The sequence below is a fragment of the Hyunsoonleella jejuensis genome (genome assembly GCF_900111025.1).
In the GTDB taxonomy this organism is placed as follows: Bacteria; Bacteroidota; Bacteroidia; order Flavobacteriales; family Flavobacteriaceae; genus Jejuia; species Jejuia jejuensis.
This window is the reverse complement of sequence record NZ_FOFN01000001.1, coordinates 508,173-531,416: the sequence shown is the minus strand read 5'-3', so window position 1 is coordinate 531,416 and position 23,244 is coordinate 508,173. Positions and strand designations below refer to the sequence as shown.

The following is a 23,244-nucleotide window of genomic DNA, read 5'->3' as shown; positions in this document are numbered from 1 at the left end:
TTAATCCTGAACAATTACTTCTTTTGCATCATCTTTACCATATTCTGGCTGAATATTTACATGGTTAATGTCATACTTTTTGAATACTAAAGTTTCAATATCTTTTAAGATCTCATCGAACTTTGATAACGTGATATCTTCAGTAAAATCAATATGTGCTTCAAGATGTATTTCTTCTTCATTTAGTTGCCATACATGTACATGATGAACATTTTCTATAGCATCAAAAGCATTTATTTCATCTACTATTTTTTGAATAGGAATAGCATCAGGTGTAAATAACATCAATACTTTTGTTGAGTTTTTTAATAAATCATACCCCATCCAAACTAAATACAACGCAATTATAAATGTTAAAACACTATCAACCCAATACAATTCGTAATATTTCATTAATAAGCCTCCTACTAAAACTGCTACACTGGCCATCATATCGGTTAATAAATGTAAATATGCACTTCTCATATTCATATTAGTTTCAGAGTCCTTCTTGAGTAATAAAACACTAAAACCATTACCTAAAATTGCAATAAAAGATAACCAAATCACTAAATTAGATTCTATTTCTTGTGGATTTTGAAAACGTTTTACAGCTTCAATTATTAATAAAATAGCCACAATAATTAATGTGGCCGCATTAATAAACGCTGCTAAAATTTCAGCACGTTTATAACCAAATGTTTTTTTTGTTGAGGCCTTTTTTTTAGTTAGTTTATTAGCTACATAACTGATAATAAGTGAAAGTACATCACTAAAATTATGTAGCGCATCACTTAAAAGTGATAAACTACCGGAAATTATACCACCAATAACCTGAGCTACAGTAATAACTATATTTAGTAAAATAGATATGAAAAGATTACGACCTTTTAAGTCGCCATGGTGATGATGCGAGTGATTATGACCATGAGAATGTGACATATATTAACAAGATAATGGTATTTTATCTATACGCCTTTTATGTCTACCGCCTTCAAATTCTGTATTTAAAAATACCTCTACCATTTCTACAGCTTGTTTTAAAGCCGTATATCTTGCAGGAATACATAAAATATTAGCATTATTATGACTGCGGGTTAGATGGACAATTTCCTTATTCCAGCACAAACCAGCTCTAATATTTTGATGTTTATTTGCCGTCATAGCTACACCATTACCACTACCACAAATTAAGATGCCGTATTTAGATTTACCATTTTCTACATCTTCTGCTACAGGATGTACAAAGTCTGAATAATCAGCACTATCATTAGTATCGGTACCATAATTATTAACTGTAATACCTTTACTTTCTAATAACGTTTTTATCGCAAATTTATAATCTGTTCCTGCGTGATCGTTTCCTATAGAGATTGTCATAATAATTAAAATAATACATTTATGTTGCAAAGTTACTAAAAGCAATTTCTGTTCACTAAACTTTTAATCACTTGTTAATATCTATTGATGGATTTTTATAAAAATTATTAGGAAAATCACTTAAAATTTTCAATCCGTAACCTTTAGTTTACATGCAAATAAGTTAATGTAAATTTTTAGTTAAGTTATCAGCACTTCATTGTGTACTTTTAAGTGTTGTTAATTAAAATACTTATTAAAAAATAGCTGTTAGTTTAGGTTGTGAACAATTGTTCATAGTAAATTGAAATCAACTAAATTTTAAGTTATTACAATTATTAAAGCTGTTAATTTCCTATCAACAACATTCAATAACATATATATCAAAATAAAACTTAAAAAAGTTATACCGCTATCAACACACTATAATAACCATCATTTATTTTTTTAAATTTTAAAAGAAAAATTATTATATAATATATAATGTGGATAACTTCGATTTAACAAAGATTTTATATAGTTTAATATTAAAACCGTAGCTTTGTAAAAACTTAATAGCTTTACTTCACCTTCTATTGAGTTTATTTAGAATGAATTCCTAACACTTTTAGGAAATGAATATGATTACAAAATTAAATGAGTAAAAAAAGAAAAGGTAAATCCGGAAAAAAAGGGATTTCCAACCTAACAAATACAATCTTAAGTATATTAAAAAAAGAAAGAAACCAAGCCTTTAACTACAAACAAATAGCTGCAAAACTTGGTGTAAACGATGCTAGTAGTCGCAATCAAATAATAAAAACCTTAGCTAAACTTGCTGCAAAACAAGAAATAGAACAAGTAGAACGCGGTAAATTTAAAGCTATAGTGAATACCGAATATCACACAGGTGTTTTAGATATGTCTGCAAAAGGATCTGGTTATATTATATCAGATGATTTTGAAGAAGATGTTTTTATCGCATCAAACAATATTAATAAAGCCTTGAATGGGGATGAAGTAGAATTCTATGCGTACAAGAGAAGGAAACGTGGCAAGGTTGAAGGGGAAATAACCAATATTATTAAACGTGCAAAATCTGAATATGTTGGTGTTATTCAAATTCAAAAGAATAGTAATTACGCTTTTGTAATTCCAGATAGCAATAAAATGTACAAAGATATTTTTGTACCAATTAATAAAACCTTAAAAGCCGAAGATGGAGATAAAGTTTTAGTATCGCTTGAAGATTGGCCAGAAAAAGCAGATTCACCGTATGGAAAGGTTTTAAAAATTCTAGGAAAACCTGGAGAACATAACACTGAAATCCATGCGATTTTAGCAGAGTACGGATTACCACACGAATTTCCTTATGAAGTAGAAGCTTTTGCTAATGAATTGGATACCTCTATTACTGAAGCAGAAATTGCAAAACGTAGGGATATGCGTAAAGATTTAACCTTTACTATAGATCCAAAAGATGCTAAGGATTTTGACGATGCGCTCTCTTTTGAAGTGTTAGATAATGGATTATACGAAATAGGCATTCATATTGCTGATGTATCGCATTATTTACAAGAAGGTACAGTTTTAGATGACGAAGCTTACGAGCGTGCAACCTCAGTGTATTTAGTAGATCGTGTAGTACCAATGCTGCCGGAAGTATTATCAAATAATGCGTGTTCACTGCGTCCAAATGAAGAGAAATATACATTTTCTGCAGTATTTCAAATGAATGATAAAGCTGAAATTAAAAACCAATGGTTTGGAAGAACCGTTACTTACAGTGATGCCCGTTATGCTTATGAAGAAGCACAAGCGGTTATCGAAAATAATGCGAATGTCACGTTGAGCGCAGTCGAAACGTCACAAATTAATACTCAAATTCCACAAGAAGTTGCGCTTACAGGAAAAGCGTACAATACCACACCAGAGTTAGCAAAAGCTATTTTAACTCTAGACAGACTCGCTAAAATTATGAGAAGTAAACGCATGCGCGATGGTGCTATTTCATTTGATAAAGTTGAAGTAAAATTCAATTTAGATAAAGATAATAATCCAGAAGGCGTATACTTTAAAACCAGTAAAGCTGCTAATAAGTTGATTGAAGAATTCATGCTTTTAGCAAACCGAAAAGTATCAGAATTTATAGGAAAACAATCACCTAAAAAAACGTTTGTATATCGGGTGCATGACGAACCAGATGAAAGTAAACTTGCTTCGTTACAAAATGTAGTAAGTCGTTTTGGGTACAAACTTAATTTCAAGGATAGAAAATCTACAACAGCATCCTTAAACAATTTGTTACAGGACGTTGTTGGTAAGAAAGAGCAAAATTTAGTAGATACTTTAGCTATACGAAGTATGAGTAAAGCTGAATATACCACACATAATATTGGGCATTATGGTTTAGCGTTTGATTACTATAGCCATTTTACCTCACCAATTCGTCGTTATCCTGATGTAATGGCACATCGCTTATTACAGCGCTATTTGGACGGTGGAAAGTCTGCAAATGAAGCAGATTATGAAGAAAAATGCCAACATTCTAGTAATATGGAAATGTTAGCCACAAAAGCGGAACGCGATTCTATTAAATACATGCAAATTCGTTTTATGGAAGATCATAAGGATGAAGAGTTTGTAGGTGTAATTTCTGGGGTGACAGATTGGGGTATTTATGTTGAAATTATTCAAAACAAATGTGAAGGAATGGTAAGTGTTCGTGATATGAAAGACGATCATTATGCATTCGATCAGGATTTATATGCTATGGTTGGAAGAAGTAACGGAAAAGTTTATCAACTTGGTGATGAAGTTATTGTAAAAGTTAAGAACACTGATTTAGTAAAAAAACATTTAGATTTCAATTTAATTGGAAAAGCAAACTAAAGTTTCTAATTATTGAAATAAATCTATGAGTTTAAGTGAAATTCTAAAACAGAATAATTTTAAGCACTAATTTAAAAGTTAAAAATCGTCCTTCATCCAATTAACTAAAGGTGATGCGTAATAATTTACACCATTACGATTTAAGAATGAATATTGATGCGCTAATCGTGTTTTATAATCCTCCCAATTGCGATGTTCTTTTAATGACCAGCCTATTTCTGCATGTCCAATAATTCTTGGAAAAGCTAAATATTCTAATTCTGATAGTGTACCAATAGTCTCAGACCATAAGGGCGCTTCAATACCTAGAATATTTGCTTTAGGAGCCATGGTTTCAGGATACCAATTGTAAGCAACATTAACGGGAACAAAACCAGCCCAGTCCAATCCAAATTTAGATGACGCATCATATTTCATATCTAAATAAGCATTTTTAGCAGGAGAAAGTATTAGTTTCATACCTTTTTTAATAGCAGTTTTCATGTTCTTTTCACTGTGCCATATTTGTGCAATTGAGGTAGAATCAACACCTGCATTAGCTGTTTCATCCCAGCCAATCATGCGTTTACCATGTTTTTGAACTATTGCTTCAACCTTATTAACAAAATAGTTGTAGTCTTCTTTTTTGGTAACATGACTTTCGTCGCCACCAATATGAAAATAAGGTCCTGGAGTAATTGCAGCTAGTTCTCTTACAACATCATTAATAAAAGTATAAACAGTATCTTTTCGCGTATCGAAAGTACTAAAACCAACACGCATGCCCGTATATGGCTTTACTGCTTTACCATTGCCGTTTAAGATACGATACGATAATGATGCTGCATTAGTATGCCCTGGCATATCAATTTCTGGAACAATAGTGATATGGTGTAACGCCGCGTAATTAACAATTTCGGTGTAATCTTTCTGGGTGTAAAAACCACCTTTGGTACCGCCAACTTCGGTAATACTACCTATTTCGGTCAATTTTGGCCACGATTTAATTTCTATGCGCCAACCTTGATCGTCTGATAAATGCAAATGCAATACGTTTATTTTATAATAACTTAAAACATCGATATACTTTTTTATATCCTCAACGCTGAAAAAATGCCTTGCTACATCAAGCATGGTGCCTCTATATTCAAATTGTGGTGTATCGGTAATTTCTCCTGAAGGAATTACCCAAATATCATTTTTAGCGAGTGTGTCATTAGCTTTGTTTGGAATTAGTTGTCTCAAGGTTTGAATACCTCTAAAAGCTCCCGTAGCTGTATTTGATGTTAAAATAATTGAGTCTTTTAAAACCTTCAAATGATACGCTTCAGGGTGTTCTAAATCAAAATCGTTTGATGCATTGATGTAAATAATACTTTCAGTAGAATCATTTGCTTTTAAATGAGGAGAAATACCTGTTTGTTTCGTTATTTTTTCAGCAAGAAAACCCGCTATATTTTTAAAATCTTTTGTCGTTTCACCTATATGAATAGCAGTAAACTTGTCTAAAGGAAATCCGCTATGGGTAGGTATTACCTTTAAAGGCTTGGGTATGAAATAGGATTTTGAGAGGTCCGTGTAAGGAAAATTGATAATTCTTTTTTCCTCCTTACAAGAAGTGTATAAAAAACCAAACATTAAAACGATATAACCTATAATTTTTGTTTTGAAAAGCACGTATTCAACTATGTTTTAATTTCATTTAACCTTAACCGCCCTTTTAAATAAATAAAGGCGTCATCAATATCATCAAATATATCTTCTTTAGGTACTAAATCTGGAATAATATCAACTCCTTCAAGCATATCTTTTGGTTGTTCCTTTAAACCAACTAAAAGAACTTCTATGTTTTCATTGCGTAAATCAAAAATAATATCCTCTAAAGCATATAAACCAGATTGATCCATATATGGTACACGGTCCATTCTAAATATTACGGCTTTAACTTCATTTGGTAACTGTGAAATCTGATCCTTAAAATAAGAGGTAAATCCAAAAAACAACGACCCATAAAGATGTTTAATAATAACTTTATCTTTATAGGTATCATAAAATTCTATTTCATCTTGCCATGGTTTAGAGCCATCTAAATCTGCTACTGCACCAACCTCCATACCTTGTTCGCTTATGTCTCCAGATTTTTTCATAAATAGCAAGCACGCCAATGCAACACCTATACCCACAGCTTGAATTAAACTTCCAAAAGTAGTTATTAGTAACACCAATATTAATACTACAGCATCAGCACGAGGCACTTTTAGCAAGTGTTTTAACCCCTTAAAATCGACAATTTTAAAACCTATAGGAATTAATAAACCAGCCAATACACAAAGCGGAATATGTGCTGCCAATTGCCCTAACCCCAAGAGAACTGCTAAAAGAAAAATTCCATGAAATACACCAGACAAGCGTGTTTTCCCGCCGGCATTGATATTTACTACAGTACCTTTTGTAGCACCAGCACCAGGAATACCACCAATAGCAGCAGCAATCATATTACCTATACCCTGACCAATAAGTTCTCGGTTGCTATTATGTTTGGTTTTGGTCATGTTATCAGCAATTACGGAGGTTAATAAAGAATCTATACTTCCTAAAACAGCAAGAACTACGGCGTATTCCAAAATAATACCATAGGTACTAGAATCTACCTCTAAAATACCACCTAATTGAAACGAGGGTAACCCTGAAGGTATTTCACCAATTAAAGGCACATCCATTTTCATAAAATATGCTATTAGGGTTGCGGTTATTAGTGCCACCAAAGCACTTGGTATAGCCTTCGAAATTTTTGGAAACACAAAATAAATAAGAATTGTGATACCCCCGAGTAGAAGTGCATTTAGGTTTGCTTCAGAAAACAAGCGGGGTAGATCTTGAATAACAGCCAATGTAGATTTAGCTGAACTTAAACCAGCAAACGGGAATAATTGTAAAATAATAATAATTAAGCCAACACCACTCATAAACCCTGAAACTACAGGGTAAGGAAAGTACTTTACGTAACTAGCGATGTTTAGAAACCCAAAAATTATTTGGAATAATCCACCTAGCAGAAAGGCCAATAAAACGATACTCATGGCGCTTTCAAGGCTTCCCGTTATTTCAATTGCTGCTGCTACCAATGTTGCTGAAACTACGGTCATTGGTCCAGTAGGCCCACTAGCTTGTGTTTCTGTACCACCAAGTAACGCCGCAAATATGCCTACGGCTATAGCACCATATAAACCTGCAGTAGCACCCATACCAGATTGAACCCCAAAAGCTAAAGCTAATGGTAGAGCTACTACACCAGCTACTAACCCACCTGTAAAGTCACTTTTTAAATTTTTAATATTGTAAAATCTTGATAGCATATTTTATGTTTTAGTATGAATTTATCGAATCTAATATTAACGAAGTTAAATGAAAATTTGTACATAATCAATTCGCCTCAAAACAGTCAAAGAGAATTTTTATCTTAGTACTGCTTTAAAACAAGAACAAATGATTTTAACAACAACAAACTCTATAGAAGACCATAAGATCAAAGATTATTTAGGAATAGTTACTGGAGTTTCAAGTAATTTAAAAAAGAAGTACTCTTTTAAAACCGAGAAAAATTTAGAAATTACGTCTTCATTGATAGACGAAGCCAAGGAAGAGGCGTTTCAAAATTTAAAATCTAATGCAGCGCAACTAGGCGCTAACGCTGTAGTGGGAATTACATTGGATTTTGAAACCTCTTCTGGTATGTATTTTTTCGTTTCCGTTACAGGTACAGCGGTAAAGGTTTTAGTTTAAAATGTTTATATTTTCTTAAAGCGAAGCAACAAAGGAATAATTATTGATAATTTTGTGTTTAGCAATAAACTAAAACCATAACATGAAATATTTAGCGATTATACTCGTATGTTTAATGTCTTTAACTGCTTCAGCACAAAAAACAATAGAAAAAACTGTTGGTGAGTTTAGCGAACTTAAAGTGTATGATTTAATTGAAGTAGAATTAATTAAGTCTGATTTTGATAAGGTTGTTATCACAGGAAAGAATAAAAACGATGTTGTAGTAAATAACAAGAATGGCACCTTAAAAATTAAAATGAAGCTAGAGGAAGCCTTCGATGGCAGCAACACAAAAATAAAATTACACTACACCAACATCGATGTAATTGATGGAAACGAGGGGACAAAAATTTATTCAGATGATGTTATAAAACAATTTGAAATAGATTTGAACGCTCAAGAAGGTGCAGAAATTAAGGTAAAAGTTGATGTAAAATACATAAATGTGAGGGCGGTTACAGGAGGAGATATACATGCCTCAGGTAAAGCTGAACATCAAGATGTATCAATTTATACTGGGGGCGATTATAATGGCGAAACACTAATTACTGAGCAAACCGAAGTATCCATCAGGGCTGCAGGCGAAGCGCATGTTTACGCTACCAAAAAAGTAACAGCTAAAGTACGTGCGGGAGGTGATATATTTATTTATGGAAACCCAGAAAGCATAGACGAAAGCAGGGTACTTGGCGGTAGAATTAAACGTGTTACAGAATAATAGTTCGAACTATTTTTCGAGTACTGAAAATTGTTTAAAACTTAAATTTTTACTTTGTAAGTATATGTATATTATTAATTGTACTATACACTAACTATACAAAGTTGGTTATAACCCCTGATTTTACTATCTTCACAACCCAACAAAACTAATTCATGTGAAACGCATCAGTTATTGTATACTGTTTGTAATATCTGGTTTATTTTTAAAAATAGCGGGGCAAGAGAGTCCGCCTATTAATGTATTTTATCCTAGCGATTATCAGGGGGAATCTCAAAACTGGTCTATTTCTCAATCTCAAAACCGATTTATTTATGTGGCCAACAATAAAGGTTTGTTGGAATATAATGGTGCAATTTGGAATTTATACAGGTCTCCTAATGAAACAATAATTCGTGCTGTAACAGTAATAGATGATTTAATCTATACTGGCAGTTATCATGACTTTGGGTATTGGAAAAAAAACAGGTTTGGCAGATTACAATATACCTCGCTGGCTAAAGAACTTCAAATAAAGTTTCTAGAAGACGAAGAGTTTTGGAAAATACTTACACTAGGAGATGTTATTATTTTTCAGTCTTTAGATAGAATTCATATTTATAACAAGGAGACAAAATCTTACACCTATATAGATCAAAAATCAAAAATTACCGGTGTATTCAAGGTAAATACTGATATATATTTTCAGACTATAAACAACGGGTTATTTGTTATAAAAAACGGTAATGCTGTTTTAGTTTCAAATGATAGTATTTTGAAAAACAATCTTATTGTAAATATATATAATCGTAACAATGCATTATATATACTTACTCAGGATAAAGGGTTCTTAAAGCTTGAGAATAATCGTCTATCATCTTGGGATATTCCAGCTAATACTATGTTACAAGACGTAAGTGCTTTTAGTAGTATTCAATTAAAGGACAAGAGCTATGTAATAGGTACTATTGGTGACGGTATTATACATATTTCTATTAATGGAGAGATAAAATACCAAATAAATCAAAAAGAAGGTTTAACCAACAATACGGTCTTATCTGTTTTTGAAGATTTAGATAATAATATTTGGCTTGGGTTAGATAATGGTATAAACTGCATAAATAGTAATTCTCCTTTTAAGTTTTATTTTGACAAAACTGGCGTTATTGGAAGTGTTTATGCTTCCAAAGTGTTCGACGAAATGTTGTATCTGGGAACTAACCAAGGTTTGTTTTACAAACCTTTAAAAAGTGACGAAGACTTTAAATTTATTGAAGGCACACAAGGACAGGTTTGGTTTTTAAATATCATTGAAAATACGCTGTTCTGTGGTCATAATTCTGGAACGTTCATAATTAACAAGTCAACGGCTTCGAAAATCGCAAATGTGCAAGGTACATGGCAAATAAAAAAATTACCGAATAAGCCTAATGAATTAATTCAGGGTAATTACGATGGATTATATATTTTGAATAAAAGTAATGGAGAATGGCGCTTAAAACATAAAGTTAAGGGTTTCAATATTTCAAGCAGATATTTTGAGTTTGCAGATACAAACGAGATTTATTTAAGTCATGAATATAAAGGTGTCTTTAAATTAACCTTAAGCGAAGATCTTACGGAAGTACTTACCTATTCAAAAGACACACTATTAAAAAAAGGTCTAAATTCTAGTCTTATTCGTTATAACGATAACCTGTTGTATGCACATAAAAATGGAGTATTTAGTTATAATAGAGCACGTAAGGCTTTTGAAAAAGACAGTACATTAAGTAAATTAATAAATATAGAACATTTCACTTCGGCAAAAATAATAGCCGATTCTAAAACAAATAAAATATGGAGTTTTTCATCCAGAGGGATACATTACTTAGCACCGTCTAAACTTAGTGGTGAGCAAAAGATATTTACCGTTCCTTTTCCAGAAGACATTCGTGAAGACGTGAGGGGTTACGAGAGCGTTACACCAATTGAAGAACAGCAATTTTTACTGGGCTCTACCACCGGATATGTTATTTTAGATTTAGATAAAATTAAAAGCCATGACCATAAAATCGATATCAATCGGGTTACAGTAAATACATCTAAAGGCGGAAGCGATATTACATTCATGGATTTATCAACAAAACCAGAGTTAAGAAATAAAGAAAACAATCTCAGAATTAGATATAGTATTTCAGAGTTTTCAAAAACTGAAAGGCCGGAATATAGTTATAAATTGGAAGGTATTTATGATGAATGGAGCGATTGGTCAACGCGTGGAAGTGTTTTGTTTGAAAACCTACCTTACGGCGATTATAATTTTGTTGTAAAGGGAAGGGTTGGTAATCAGATAACATCCAATAATGCCACTTACGCGTTTCGAATTAAACGACCTTTGTTGTTATCTAATTTAGCTATTGGGCTGTATGTTTTAGTTGTTCTACTCTTTTCTTTGTTAATGCATAATATTTATAAACGGTATTATAGAAAACAAAGAGAACGTTTGATAAAAAAATCAACAAGAGAGTTTGAGCTTAAGGAGCTTGAGAACAAACAACAATTGATGCGTTTCAAAAACGAAAAACTTAGGGAAGATATTGAAAATAAAAACCGAGAGCTTGGTATATCCACAATGAGCCTTATTAAAAAGAATGAGTTCTTAAGTAGTTTAAAACAAGAGCTTGAAAGTATAAAGGACACTAAAGCCTTGGGTAAAGTGATAAAAATCATCGATAGAAATTTAAATAACAACGACGATTGGAACTTGTTTCAAGAAGCCTTCAATAACGCGGATAAAGATTTCCTTAAAAAAATTAAAGAACTGCATCCTAGTTTAACATCTAACGATTTAAGGCTTTGTGCTTATTTACGCCTCAATTTAACTTCCAAAGAAATAGCGCCATTGCTTAATATCTCATCTAGAAGCGTGGAGGTAAAGCGCTACAGACTAAGAAAAAAAATGGATTTACCCCATGAAGCCAGCCTTTCAGATTATATTTTAGAGATATAATCCCATACAACACCTCCAAACACCTATACATTACCACAACATTTAAGCTTTTATTTAATTAAATCGATTGCAAATTGATAGGAAGGAATTATCAAGAAACCCTTTCTATTATTACGTATTTGCTATTTTTTGGGGTGTTTTTTTAACATGTATGTTTTTTGTTGGGGTAAATTATATTGAATTTGTAATCTTTTAAGGTAATTTTACTATCCTGCCTCATTTCATAAATCGGTGAAGACATGAAATTGTTTCACTACATAAAACTAACAACTTAAAATAACTATAACAATGAAAAACAAATTTCTACGATTCTTTTTCTTCTTATTTACATGCTCTGTTTTTGCTCAAGCAGCAAAAGTACAGGTCGTTGAAAATGAAGAGGGCCAGAAGTTAGTGGTCAATGGAGAGGATTTCATGATTAATGGTATGAACTGGGATTATATTCCTATTGGCACCAACACTGTTAATGCTGATTTTTGGAACAAATCAGACGATGTCATAAAAGCGGGTTTAGATACCGAGATGTCTTTACTTAGAAACATGAATGTTAATGTGATTCGACAGTATACAGGTGTGCCGGCAAGGTGGATTAAGTATATCTACGAAAACTATGGCATATACACTATGCTAAATCATTCATTTGGACGCTACGGATTAACGCTTGAAGGCGTTTGGACACCAGTAACAATATACGATGATCCAAAAACAAGTGAATTTCTAATTTCTGAAGTTAAGAACTTAGTAAAGGAATATAAAAACACGCCAGGTCTGTTGCTGTACCTATTGGGTAACGAAAACAACTATGGGTTGTTTTGGGCAGGAGCAGAAACAGAAGATTTCCCTGATGATGAAGGCAGAATAAACTTTATTGGAGAAAGTCGTGGAAGGCCCATGTATAAATTAATGAACGAGGCTGCAAAGATAATGAAAGAGATGGATGATTCACATCCAGTAGCAATATGTAATGGAGATGTGTTATTTATTGATATTGTGGCTGAGGAATGTAAGGATGTGGATATCTATGGCGTAAACTCTTATCGAGGCTCATCATTCACAGACATGTTTGATGTTGTTAAAACGAAATTGGATAAACCAATTATGTTTACAGAGTTCGGTGCAGATGCGTTCAATGCTATTGAAAATAAAGAAGACCAGAAGTCTCAGGCCTATTACATGGTAGAAAACTGGAGAGAAATTTATGCAAATGCTGCTGGTTTAGGAAAAGCACAAAACTCTATAGGAGGGTTTACATTTCAATTCAGTGATGGCTGGTGGAAGTATGGTTTCGATAAAAGAGAAAATGCCGACGTGCATGATAATAATGCATCATGGGCTAATGGTGGATACTCAATAGACCTAGCACCAGGTGAAAATAATATGAATGAAGAGTGGTTTGGTATCTGCGCCAAAGGCCCAACAAGCCCAAGAGGTTTATACGATTTATATCCAAGAGCAGCATACTATGCACTAAAAGAAGCCCATCAATTGAATCCTTACGATGAAGGTGTCAATCAAGATTTCATTCAAAATTATTTTAACAGCATCAATTTAATGGATGCAGTTTTAACAGCACGGGGAGATAAGGCAGCCCTTGATGCTCAAAGCGGTGGAAAAATTAAATTAAGCAATCTTAGAGCGGAGTTTACAACTTTTAACACAGGAGGTAGTTTAATTACCACCCCGGAAAATGCAGATCCAGATACAAATACATTTCCAAACCAACTTGGTTTCGATCATATGCAATCTTACTATGTAGGGGTTGAGGGGAAACCAACATCTAATATGACTGCAGAGGTCAACTTCAATATCTTGGGAAATGTGGCACAAAACCCGATTAACGAGATTTTCTACGAGAATGTTGGCAGGCCAATTACTGTGATTAATGATAATGGTGAAGAAATTGTAATTACAGATAATAATCGCCTAAGAGTTTACAATGCGGAGTTTGATTGGCAAACAAAACATGCAGATGTAAGAGGCTTTTACAGAACAGGGCACTACCACTGGGGATATGAAGGTGATTTTTTCGGGTTGTATCCAGAAGCGAATTATGGGCCTAACCTAGACATTTACAACGGTGAAATTTTAGGACTAGAGATAGACGGAAAGCGTGCCTTTAAAGGTTTAAAAGCAGCATTTGGGCCGCAATTATGGTGGGGCGCAAATCCAACAATGCTTTTAAAATACCGAACCCAATTTAAACACTGGGATATTACCGGGATTTATCATAGAGATGTAAACACTTCACTAAGTTTTGATGAAAACGGTCGTCGAATTTTGGATCCTAACCAAGTTAGATCGGGTGTAATTCCACCATGGCCAACAGAACGTGCAACTTTGGTTCTTGAAAAAGAATTTGGAAAATTAGGTATTTCACTTGGGGGAATTTGGGGAGGTAGTCCATTAAATGGTAGTACCTTCCAAGATGTAACAGGAGGGCCAGGTAACTATACAGTTTACCAAGACAAAATAAACTCAGATGATAACTGGGGAGGGAAAGCTAAAATAACCCTTCAAGCCGGTAAGTTTAACTGGTATGGACAAGCAGCTTATATGGGCTTGGTAGCCAATGGTGGTGCAGATGCTACTAGAACTTTTACAGGATGGAAGCTTAAAGATTCTGGAAGTGGTAACCAAACCAACATACTTTCTGGATTTACTTACCTAATAGGAAATTGGCAAATAGCACCTAATTTTCTTTGGCAAAAACCGTTGGTAGACCCAATGCCAAACGATGTTTCAGCTCCAGGAAGATTAAGAAATTTTATTGACGATCCTTTTGCTGTCCGAGGAGGCAACAGAGAAACTACGGCAGGAGAGTTGCTTTTAACCTTCGACCCTACTCCGGGATCATGGTTCTACGAATGGGATAACGACAGGGCAGAGGATGCAAAGTTTGCCTTTAACTTAGGTTTTGTGTATAGACACCATCCAACAGCACAAGACGCACATATTGGTTTCTTAGCGAATCGTACTTTTTTCGCATTTCCTCAAGCTGCGCCAGCACAAGATTTATGGGAGTTAAGCTCTCGTATTGTATCTAGGGTTAGTCCAGATATAGGCATAATTGGTAATTTTTATGGAGGTACAGCGCAAGCCCAAGGTGATAGCGATAGAACTATAGACCGCTTTGGTGGCGATATCAAAATGATTTACAAAAAGTGGAAAATGGAGTACAGTTGTAAAATTAACGATTGGGGGCCTTTTGATTACCATCGTGACTTTAATTTAACATTCCCTGTGCAAAACATGATTGATATTTCTACATCAATTAGCAAACCAGATTGGTTTATTATGCCAGAAACTAAAATTGGTATCCGTGGTATTTGGCGTTCATTAGATGAGTTCTCACCAAGGTATGCACCTACCGCGGTTCCACCAAATACATTTCCTGGCGTTCCTCCATTAAGTCCGGTAGGTTTCGACAATGGAAATGAATGGGAAATCAGAACATATATACATATTAATATCGGTAAATAAGATGAAAATGAAAAATATAAAATTTACATATTTCAAGTACACATTCCTTTTAACGTGTACGATGGTGCTTGTTCTTAGTTGCGAAAGAGAGCTTTCTGATGAAGCAACATTTGCTAAATTCCCAACAGCAGGTGACATCTTTATAGATGCCCCAGTAGGACTTACAGATCAATTTTTTAGATCTTTCGATCCAGCAGCAGGCGCAAATACTGACGGTTTTGGTGTAGATAATAACACATTCTACAAAGGAACTTCTGCGATAAGAATTGATGTACCCGCTTCTAACGATCCCAATGGAAACTTTATTGGCGGAATTTTTGAAGACCGTGGAGCGGGAAGAAATTTAACAGGATATGATGCCCTAACGTTCTGGGCGCAAGGAACTACATCTGGAACCGTAGAAGTTGGTTTTGGTACCGATTTTGATCGATTAGAAAGTGAACCTTCCTACGCTGTTGCCAATGTTATACAAATGACCACTGGATGGAAGAAATATATAGTTCCGATACCAGATCCATCAAAGTTAATTCAAGAAACTGGTATGTTCTTCTTTGCTGCAGGCGGTTTTGACTCACTTGGAGATGGTCCGAATGGAAATGAAATAGCTTGGACTTTTTGGATCGATGAGTTGAAGTTCGAAAAAACAGGAATTGTTTCTCAACCAAGACCAATTGTATTTAGTGGGCAGGATTTAGTGCAACAAACCTTTACAGGAAGCGAATTAAATATTGCATCCCAAGGCCTATCAATAAAATACGATGTTGCTGGTGATAATGTGGAAGTTAGTGGAGCTCCAGCATATTTCGATTTCATTTCTTCAGATAGCGATGTTGCTATTGTAAATCAACTAGGTATTGTTAGCGTTATTGGAGAAGGAGCGACTGAAATAACAGCAGAATTAGCAGGTGTTAAAGCAGAAGGATCTTTAACAGTAACCTCTAGCGGTGCGTTGCCTCTAGCTCCGGTGCCAATGAGGCCAGCTGCCAATGTTAAATCTATATATAGTGATGTTTATACTGCGGTCACGGAAAGTAATTTTAGTCCTGGTTTCGGTGGATCAACTACAGAGGTTACGGAGGTTGGACCTCCAGGACAGTTAGTTCAAGTTTATGCCAATAATAATTTTACAGGAATACTCTTTAATAATCGAGTGGATGCGTCAACATTAACACACATGCATGTCGATATTTATACAGAAGAAGCAGGAACCAATATTAATATACAAATTAGAGACGTTGGAGCGAATGGCGAGATAGAAACAAATATCTTCACTGGTTTGCCTGATGGAGATGACAAGGATAAAAGATTTGATGCTACTGGTTTAACTGTTGGAGCTTGGACATCTTTAGATATTCCTTTAGATGGAGACCTTACTGCTCAAAAGAACAATTTAGGAGCCCTCATCTTAGCTGGAGGACCAAATTTCATTTTAGACAACATTTACTTCTATAGTGAGTAATTTATATTATTTAAAATTCAAAAAGATAAAAGATGAATAAAACAATAAATGATAATATTAAGGAAAAAACCTTACTGTTTATGTCTTTTCTATTGATAGCGGTATTTGTTATCTATAGCTGTGAAACAGATGAAACTCAAACCGTAGCCACTTTTAGGAACCTTGTTATGGCAGATGAGTTTGATACAGATGGCGCACCTAACCCTGGTATTTGGGGGTATGAAATTGGTACTGGACAAAATGGATGGGGAAATAACGAATTGCAGTATTATACAGACCGCCCAGAAAATGTAACTGTTCAAAATGGTTTCCTTATTATAACTGCAAAACAAGAGCAATTTCAGGGATCAAACTACACTTCGGCAAGACTGCTTACTAAGGGCAAGCTAGAGCAAACCTACGGGCGTTTTGAAGCACGTATTAAGTTACCCAATGGAAAAGGGTTATGGCCTGCTTTTTGGCTTTTGGGTGATGATTCCAATGGCACTGAGATTTGGCCTCAAATTGGCGAAATTGATATCATGGAATATGTTGGAGACGAACCAACAACAGTCTTTGGAACTGTACATGGTCCTGGATATTCTGGAGGAGAATCAATTAGTAAATCTTATGAGTTGGAAGGCGCTAGGTTTGACTCAGGTTTCCACATTTTCGGAATAGAATGGGGGCCAGATTATATCAATTGGTATGTAGACGACAAGTTATACAGTCAAATTACACCAGAAGATGTCCCTGGCGAATGGGTCTTTAACAGAGGCCCGTTTTATATAATTTTAAATGTAGCGGTTGGCGGATCACTTCCTGGAAATCCTGACGCAGAAACCGTTTTTCCACAAACCATGCTGGTAGATTATGTGCGAGTATATAAAAGAAACAACTAACTCAAAATAAAAAAGACAATGAAACAATTATTTATAAAATTTAAACAAATTTCATTACTAATTTTAGCGATAGCTTTTATTGGTTGCGAAGAAGATGATGCGGTTTTACCAACAGTTACTGCAGGTTTTACCTATACGCTAAGCGATGCAGGGGTAGCTACGTTTATAAATGTATCAGAGAATGCTAATAAGTATACTTGGAATTTTGGTGATCAAAATAATACGACCTCAAGCTTAATTAATCCTGTATTTGCCTATGGAATTGGATCTTACACGGTAAAATTAACTGCAACAAATGTTGCTGGAGCTTCAGATACGTTCGAGTCAACAATAATGGTATTAGATACCGAAGCGCCACTAATTGCCTTAGTAGGAGATGCAACAATAAATGTAACATTAGGGGATACATTCACAGATCCTGGTGCTACAGCGCTTGATGAAGTTGATGGTGATATTACCGCTAATATCGTTGTTGGAGGCGATACTGTAGACACGAGTACAGAGGGTACTTATGTAATAACGTATAATGTTTCGGATTCTCAAGGTAACGCAGCAGATGAAGTTGAAAGAACGGTAATAGTTTCTGCTATTGCATGTGAGGCAGAAACCGAAGAGTCCTATGATACGGCAGACCTTAATATTACTTTCTTAACCGATCCTGAAGTTGCCGGTGGAGGGGTTAGTATATTCGAGGATAATGTAACCTACGAATATGTAAACAACCCAGATGTTGACAATGATGTAAACAAATCGTGTAAAGTTGGTAAAATTACTAAATCTGGCGTGCAACCATGGGATAACCTACAAATAAATTTCGATGATAAATTTACGTTTACAGACGGCTCAAGTATTACAATGAAAATATACTCGCCGGTTGCTGGCTATAACGTTACCTTGAAACTAGAAGATAAAGGTTCGGCTGGAGCTATAAATTCTGGTGATGTATTATCTACAACTCAAACTACAAAAACGAACGAATGGGAAGAGTTAACCATTCCATTTAATGCTAGCGCGAGTGGTATTTATGATAAGATGGTGATTTTCTTTGATTTACAAGGCGTTGCAAATACGAATGCGTACTACATAGATGACATTAAGCTTAACCTCGGGGGTGGCGGAGGCGGTGGAGGCGGCTGTACTGCTGAAACCATGCAGTCTTTAAGTCCATCTGATTTAAATTTGACTTTTATGAACGACCCAGGCACGACAGCTACTCAAGGGTCCGAGTCAAATAAATTCTTCCAAGATAACGTAACGTATGAGTATGTTGACAATCCAGATTTTAATGGGTCGGTAAATACCTCCTGTAAAGTTGGAAAAGTAACTAAATCTGGCGTACAACCATGGGATAATCTACAGATAGATTTTGATGAAAAATTTACTTTTTCAGATGGAGATAGTTTCTCTATAAAAGTCTTTTCCCCAGTATCGGGTTATAAGGTGGCATTGAAACTAGAAGATAAAACATCCTCAGGAGCTACAAATTCTGGAGACAGGTTCTCTGCTGTAACAACTAAAACGAACGACTGGGAAGAACTGACCATTCCGTTTGGAACTGCTGATAGTGGTATTTATGATAGGTTAGTAATATTCTTTGATCTAGAAGGGCCAGCAAATACCAATGTCTATTACTTTGACGATTTAAAACTTAACAGCGGCGGCTCCGGTGGAGGCGGCGGCGGAGGTGGCGCTTGTCCTGAACCTCCTTCTGGAGAGTTGCTAGCTAATGGTGGTTTTGAAGCTAATAATGGCGATGGCGCTTGTTGGCAGTTTAATTTAAACGGAGGAATTGCTGCTGTTAGTACCGAGCAAGCAAACACGGGTACCTATTCTGCAAAATTAACTACTGGAGCTAATCAAGCACCGAATATTAAATGGGAGCGTTTTGCATCAACTATTGCTCCAGGAACTACAGTGGAAGTAACTTTTAAATATAGATTTACAACCGCACTTGGAACAGGGTCGATTTTACAAGTCTTGGCTTTTTCTGAAAAAACGGAAGGAGCTGTTGAGCATAATTTGGGCAATGCAACAGATCAACCTTTAAATACTTGGAATACTTTTACAGGCACATTTGAAACTGCTGGAGATATTGCAGAAGGTATTTCATTGTTACTTCAGTTAACTGGAAGTGGTAATGCTGATGGTGGCGGTGTTGTATACATTGATGACGTAGTAGTTAAACAGTTATAATTTTTTAATAAAAGACATTAAAAGGGCTGGCTTAAGTTTATTTTGGCTAGCCTTTTTTTACCAAACTATAATAACCACAATAGTCTTAAAAGACAAACCAAAAATTTTTAACCAAATGAAAGGGGTAAAGGGAGAATTAGTAAATCTCGATGGCGAGCAATTCTATAAGATTTCCAATAGTGATAAGATGCGACCGTTTTTTATGAGTATCGTAAGCGACTCTAACCATTGGATGTTTATTTCAAGTAACGGTGGCTTAACGGCGGGACGTAAAAATGCTGAGTACTCACTGTTTCCTTACTACACAGACGACAAAATCACTGAAATGGCGGAGTTTACCGGGAGTAAGACGATTCTTCAGATTGATATTGAAGGAAAATCCAGTATTTGGGAACCTTTTTCAATTCGTCAAATGGGCATTTACAAAACAGAAACCAATCTTTACAAGAACATCTATGGCAATAAAATAATCTTTGAACAACAGAATACAGATATTGGCATTACTTATAGATATGAGTGGAATTCTAGTAATAAATATGGGTTTATTAAAAAGGCATCCTTAATTAACAACTCAGATGCGACTCTTAAAGTAACGGTCCTTGATGGCTTACAGAATCTTTTGCCTGCAAGCGTAACAGCCGATTTGCAGAATAGTAGAAGTAATTTAGTGGATGCCTACAAGAAAAGTGAACTTCAACAAGATGCAGGCTTAGGTATTTATGCGCTTAGTGCGGTAATAGTTGACAAAGCAGAACCTAGTGAGGCTTTAAAAGCAAATATAGTTTGGTCTACAGGATTAGAAAACCCCACACATCTTATTTCATCTTTGCAGTTGGATAATTTTAGAAGAGGAGAAAGTATTACTGAAGAAGTGGATGTTAAAGCGGAAAAAGGCGCTTATTTTGTTTCAGCTGATTTAGAAATACCTGCTGGAGACAAAGAAAGCTGGTTGTTTGCTGCCAATGTAAATCAATCAATTTCAGATGTGGTAGAGATTTGTGAGCTAATAAAAAATGAAACCAACTTAGATGCTCTGGTTCAAAAAAACATTGATCTAGGAACCGAGAACTTGATAAAGTTAGCCGCAGCGTCAGATGGGTTGCAGGTCACAGAAGACCCCTTAATTAACGTGCGTCATTTTTCTAATACGCTTTTCAATATTATGAGAGGTGGTATTTTTGATGACGGCTACACTATTGAAAAGGGAGATTTCATTACTTATATTTTAAAGGCAAATAATCAAGTTTACAAGGAAAAACAAAACACTTTAACTACGTTACCCGAAAACTTTAGTATTAATGATATTTATGGATTTGCTGAAAAAAGTAGCAATACAAACTTCAAACGTTTATGTTTTGAATATTTACCTCTAAAGTTCAGTAGAAGACATGGTGACCCAAGTCGTCCATGGAATAAATTTTCTATTAATACCCGAAGTGAAGTAGATGGATCTAAAATTTTAGACTACGAAGGCAACTGGCGCGATATTTTCCAAAATTGGGAAGCGCTATCGCTGTCATATCCTGAGTTTCTGGAAGGGATGATTCACAAGTTTTTAAACGCTACAACTTTTGAAGGGTACAATCCTTATCGTGTGACTAAAGATGGTTTTGATTGGGAGGTTATAGAAGAACATGATCCTTGGTCTTACATTGGTTATTGGGGCGATCATCAAATTATTTATTTACTAAAGTTTCTAGAGATTATCCAAAACCACTACCCCAATGCTCTAGAAAAGCGTTTCAATCAGGATGTATTTGTATATGCCAATGTGCCATACAAAATCAAAAGCTATGCAGATACATTAAAAAACCCTAAAGACACTATTGATTTCGATCACAAGTTAGATGCATTAATCAACGAGAGAAGAAAGGAAATTGGTGCAGATGGTGCATTGCTAAGAAACCAAAAAGACGGTATTCATAAAGTTAATTTTATTGAAAAATTACTGGCTACAGTACTTTCAAAAATTTCTAATTTTATTCCAGAAGGCGGTATTTGGTTAAACACACAACGTCCTGAATGGAACGACGCTAACAACGCTTTGGTTGGTAATGGCGTATCTATGGTGACCCTGTATTACATTTACAGGTTTTTAAATTTCTTTGAAAAAATCGTTGCTAAAACTGAAATAAAAGAAGTTACGATTTCAGAAGAACTATTAACATTTTTTGGTAAAGTTAAGGCAACGCTTCAAGATAATGCCAACATTTTATCAGGTCCGATTTCAGATAAAGACCGTAAAACTGTACTTGATGGCTTAGGAAATGCGGGAAGCAATTATAGAGAAACCATTTATAAAGAAGGTTTTACAAGTAAGAAATCAATATTAAGCCTAGATGAAATTTCTAGTTTTATTGAAGTTACAAAATCATATTTAGAACATAGTATTGGTGCCAATAAGCGTGATGACAACATGTATCACGCCTATAATTTAATGACGGTTGAGAACCATGATGAGGTTTCTATCTCTTATCTATCGGAAATGTTAGAAGGTCAGGTTGCGGCTTTAAGTTCGGGTTATCTCTCCCCTGCTCAGGCACTCAATTTATTAGATGGTTTAAAAGAAAGCGCACTATTTAGAGAAGATCAATACAGCTATATATTATACCCAAATAAAGAGCTACCAAGATTTGATAAAAAGAACAATATTCCTTCGGAAAAAGTTAACCAATCACTTTTATTAAAGCGATTGCTGGAGGATGGAAACCGACACATAATTGAGAAAGATATTAAAGGTGGGTATCACTTTAATGGCAACTTTAACAATGCTAATAGTTTAAAAACAGCATTATCAAATTTAGATGATTCTTATCAAGGTTTAGTTGAAAAGGAAGAAGGGGCTTTACTGCAATTATTTGAGGATATTTTTGACCATAAATCCTTCACGGGGCGTTCCGGAACCTTCTTTGGTTATGAAGGTTTAGGCTCAATTTATTGGCATATGGTGTCGAAATTATTATTGGCTGTTCAAGAGAATTGTTTGCTTGCAGTAGACACTAACGAAACACCAGAAGTTGTTGGCAGACTATTAGATCATTATTACGAAATTAATGCAGGTATTGGCGTACATAAATCACCAGAATTATATGGAGCTTTCCCAACCGATCCATATTCGCATACGCCGGCTACAAAAGGTGCACAACAGCCTGGAATGACGGGGCAAGTAAAAGAAGATATTCTGAGTCGTTTTGGCGAATTAGGCGTTTTTGTTAAAGACGGAAAATTAAGCTTCAAACCTAGTTTGTTACAAACCAAGGAGTTCTTAAAAGCATCTTCAGTTTTCATTTTCACTAATGTAAAAGGAGAAACTGAAGAAATGGCAATGGAAGAAAACACTTTAGGGTTTACTTATTGCCAAGTGCCGATTGTCTACAAATTGTCTGACAAAGAAAAGACACAGGTGTTTTTCAATAATGGTAGACTTGTAGTTTTCGATTCGCTAGAGCTAGATTGGGCAGCTTCCAAATCAATTTTTGAAAGAAAGGGCGAAGTAAATAAAATTATCGTTTCTATAGTAAAATAGAGG

13 protein-coding genes are annotated in these 23,244 nt (G+C 34.9%); 9 read left to right on the top strand and 4 right to left on the bottom strand.

Annotated elements, in window-relative coordinates:
- On the bottom strand, positions 1-921 hold the full coding sequence (locus tag BMY39_RS02255; protein WP_092574860.1) for a cation diffusion facilitator family transporter: 921 nt from the start codon (positions 919-921) through the stop codon (positions 1-3).
- A gap of 3 nt (positions 922-924) precedes the next feature.
- Positions 925-1,359, bottom strand: coding sequence for a ribose 5-phosphate isomerase B (gene rpiB, locus BMY39_RS02250; protein WP_092574858.1), 435 nt, complete (start codon positions 1,357-1,359; stop codon positions 925-927).
- A 615-nt stretch (positions 1,360-1,974) separates the two neighbouring features.
- Here rpiB and rnr point away from each other — a divergent pair.
- Positions 1,975-4,209 (top strand): ribonuclease R, encoded by a 2,235-nt coding sequence (gene rnr / locus BMY39_RS02245; RefSeq protein WP_092574856.1) that lies wholly within the window; start codon positions 1,975-1,977, stop codon positions 4,207-4,209.
- 78 nt (positions 4,210-4,287) lie between these two features.
- Here rnr and BMY39_RS02240 read toward each other — a convergent pair whose 3' ends face one another.
- Positions 4,288-5,826, bottom strand: a complete 1,539-nt coding sequence (locus BMY39_RS02240; RefSeq protein ID WP_092574853.1) for a beta-N-acetylhexosaminidase — start codon at positions 5,824-5,826, stop codon at positions 4,288-4,290.
- Between the two features lie 47 nt (positions 5,827-5,873).
- Entirely contained in the window at positions 5,874-7,544 is a 1,671-nt protein-coding gene (locus BMY39_RS02235) for a SulP family inorganic anion transporter (RefSeq protein ID WP_092574851.1), read from the bottom strand.
- Between the two features lie 130 nt (positions 7,545-7,674).
- On the opposite strand from BMY39_RS02235, the gene BMY39_RS02230 reads away from it, so the two are divergent.
- From BMY39_RS02230 to BMY39_RS02195, 8 genes are all read left to right on the top strand, one after another.
- Entirely contained in the window at positions 7,675-7,971 is a 297-nt protein-coding gene (locus BMY39_RS02230) for a heavy metal-binding domain-containing protein (RefSeq protein WP_092574849.1), read from the top strand.
- A gap of 82 nt (positions 7,972-8,053) precedes the next feature.
- Positions 8,054-8,731: a head GIN domain-containing protein gene (locus BMY39_RS02225; RefSeq protein ID WP_092574847.1), complete on the top strand. Its 678-nt coding sequence runs from the start codon at positions 8,054-8,056 to the stop codon at positions 8,729-8,731.
- 157 nt (positions 8,732-8,888) lie between these two features.
- Positions 8,889-11,702: a helix-turn-helix and ligand-binding sensor domain-containing protein gene (locus BMY39_RS02220; protein WP_245738138.1), complete on the top strand. Its 2,814-nt coding sequence runs from the start codon at positions 8,889-8,891 to the stop codon at positions 11,700-11,702.
- Between the two features lie 288 nt (positions 11,703-11,990).
- Positions 11,991-15,182, top strand: a complete 3,192-nt coding sequence (locus BMY39_RS02215; RefSeq protein ID WP_092574845.1) for a glycoside hydrolase family 2 TIM barrel-domain containing protein — start codon at positions 11,991-11,993, stop codon at positions 15,180-15,182.
- Between the two features lie 7 nt (positions 15,183-15,189).
- Positions 15,190-16,641, top strand: a complete 1,452-nt coding sequence (locus tag BMY39_RS02210; protein WP_092577542.1) for a CIA30 family protein — start codon at positions 15,190-15,192, stop codon at positions 16,639-16,641.
- 32 nt (positions 16,642-16,673) lie between these two features.
- A complete protein-coding gene (locus BMY39_RS02205; protein WP_092574843.1) occupies positions 16,674-17,522 on the top strand; it encodes a glycoside hydrolase family 16 protein in 849 nt (282 codons plus the stop codon).
- 18 nt (positions 17,523-17,540) lie between these two features.
- Positions 17,541-19,715 carry an immunoglobulin-like domain-containing protein gene (locus tag BMY39_RS02200; protein ID WP_092574841.1) on the top strand — a complete coding sequence of 725 codons (2,175 nt, stop codon included), beginning with the start codon at positions 17,541-17,543 and terminating at the stop codon, positions 19,713-19,715.
- Between the two features lie 115 nt (positions 19,716-19,830).
- On the top strand, positions 19,831-23,241 hold the full coding sequence (locus tag BMY39_RS02195; RefSeq protein WP_092574839.1) for a hypothetical protein: 3,411 nt from the start codon (positions 19,831-19,833) through the stop codon (positions 23,239-23,241).
- Positions 23,242-23,244: the final 3 nt, after the last annotated feature.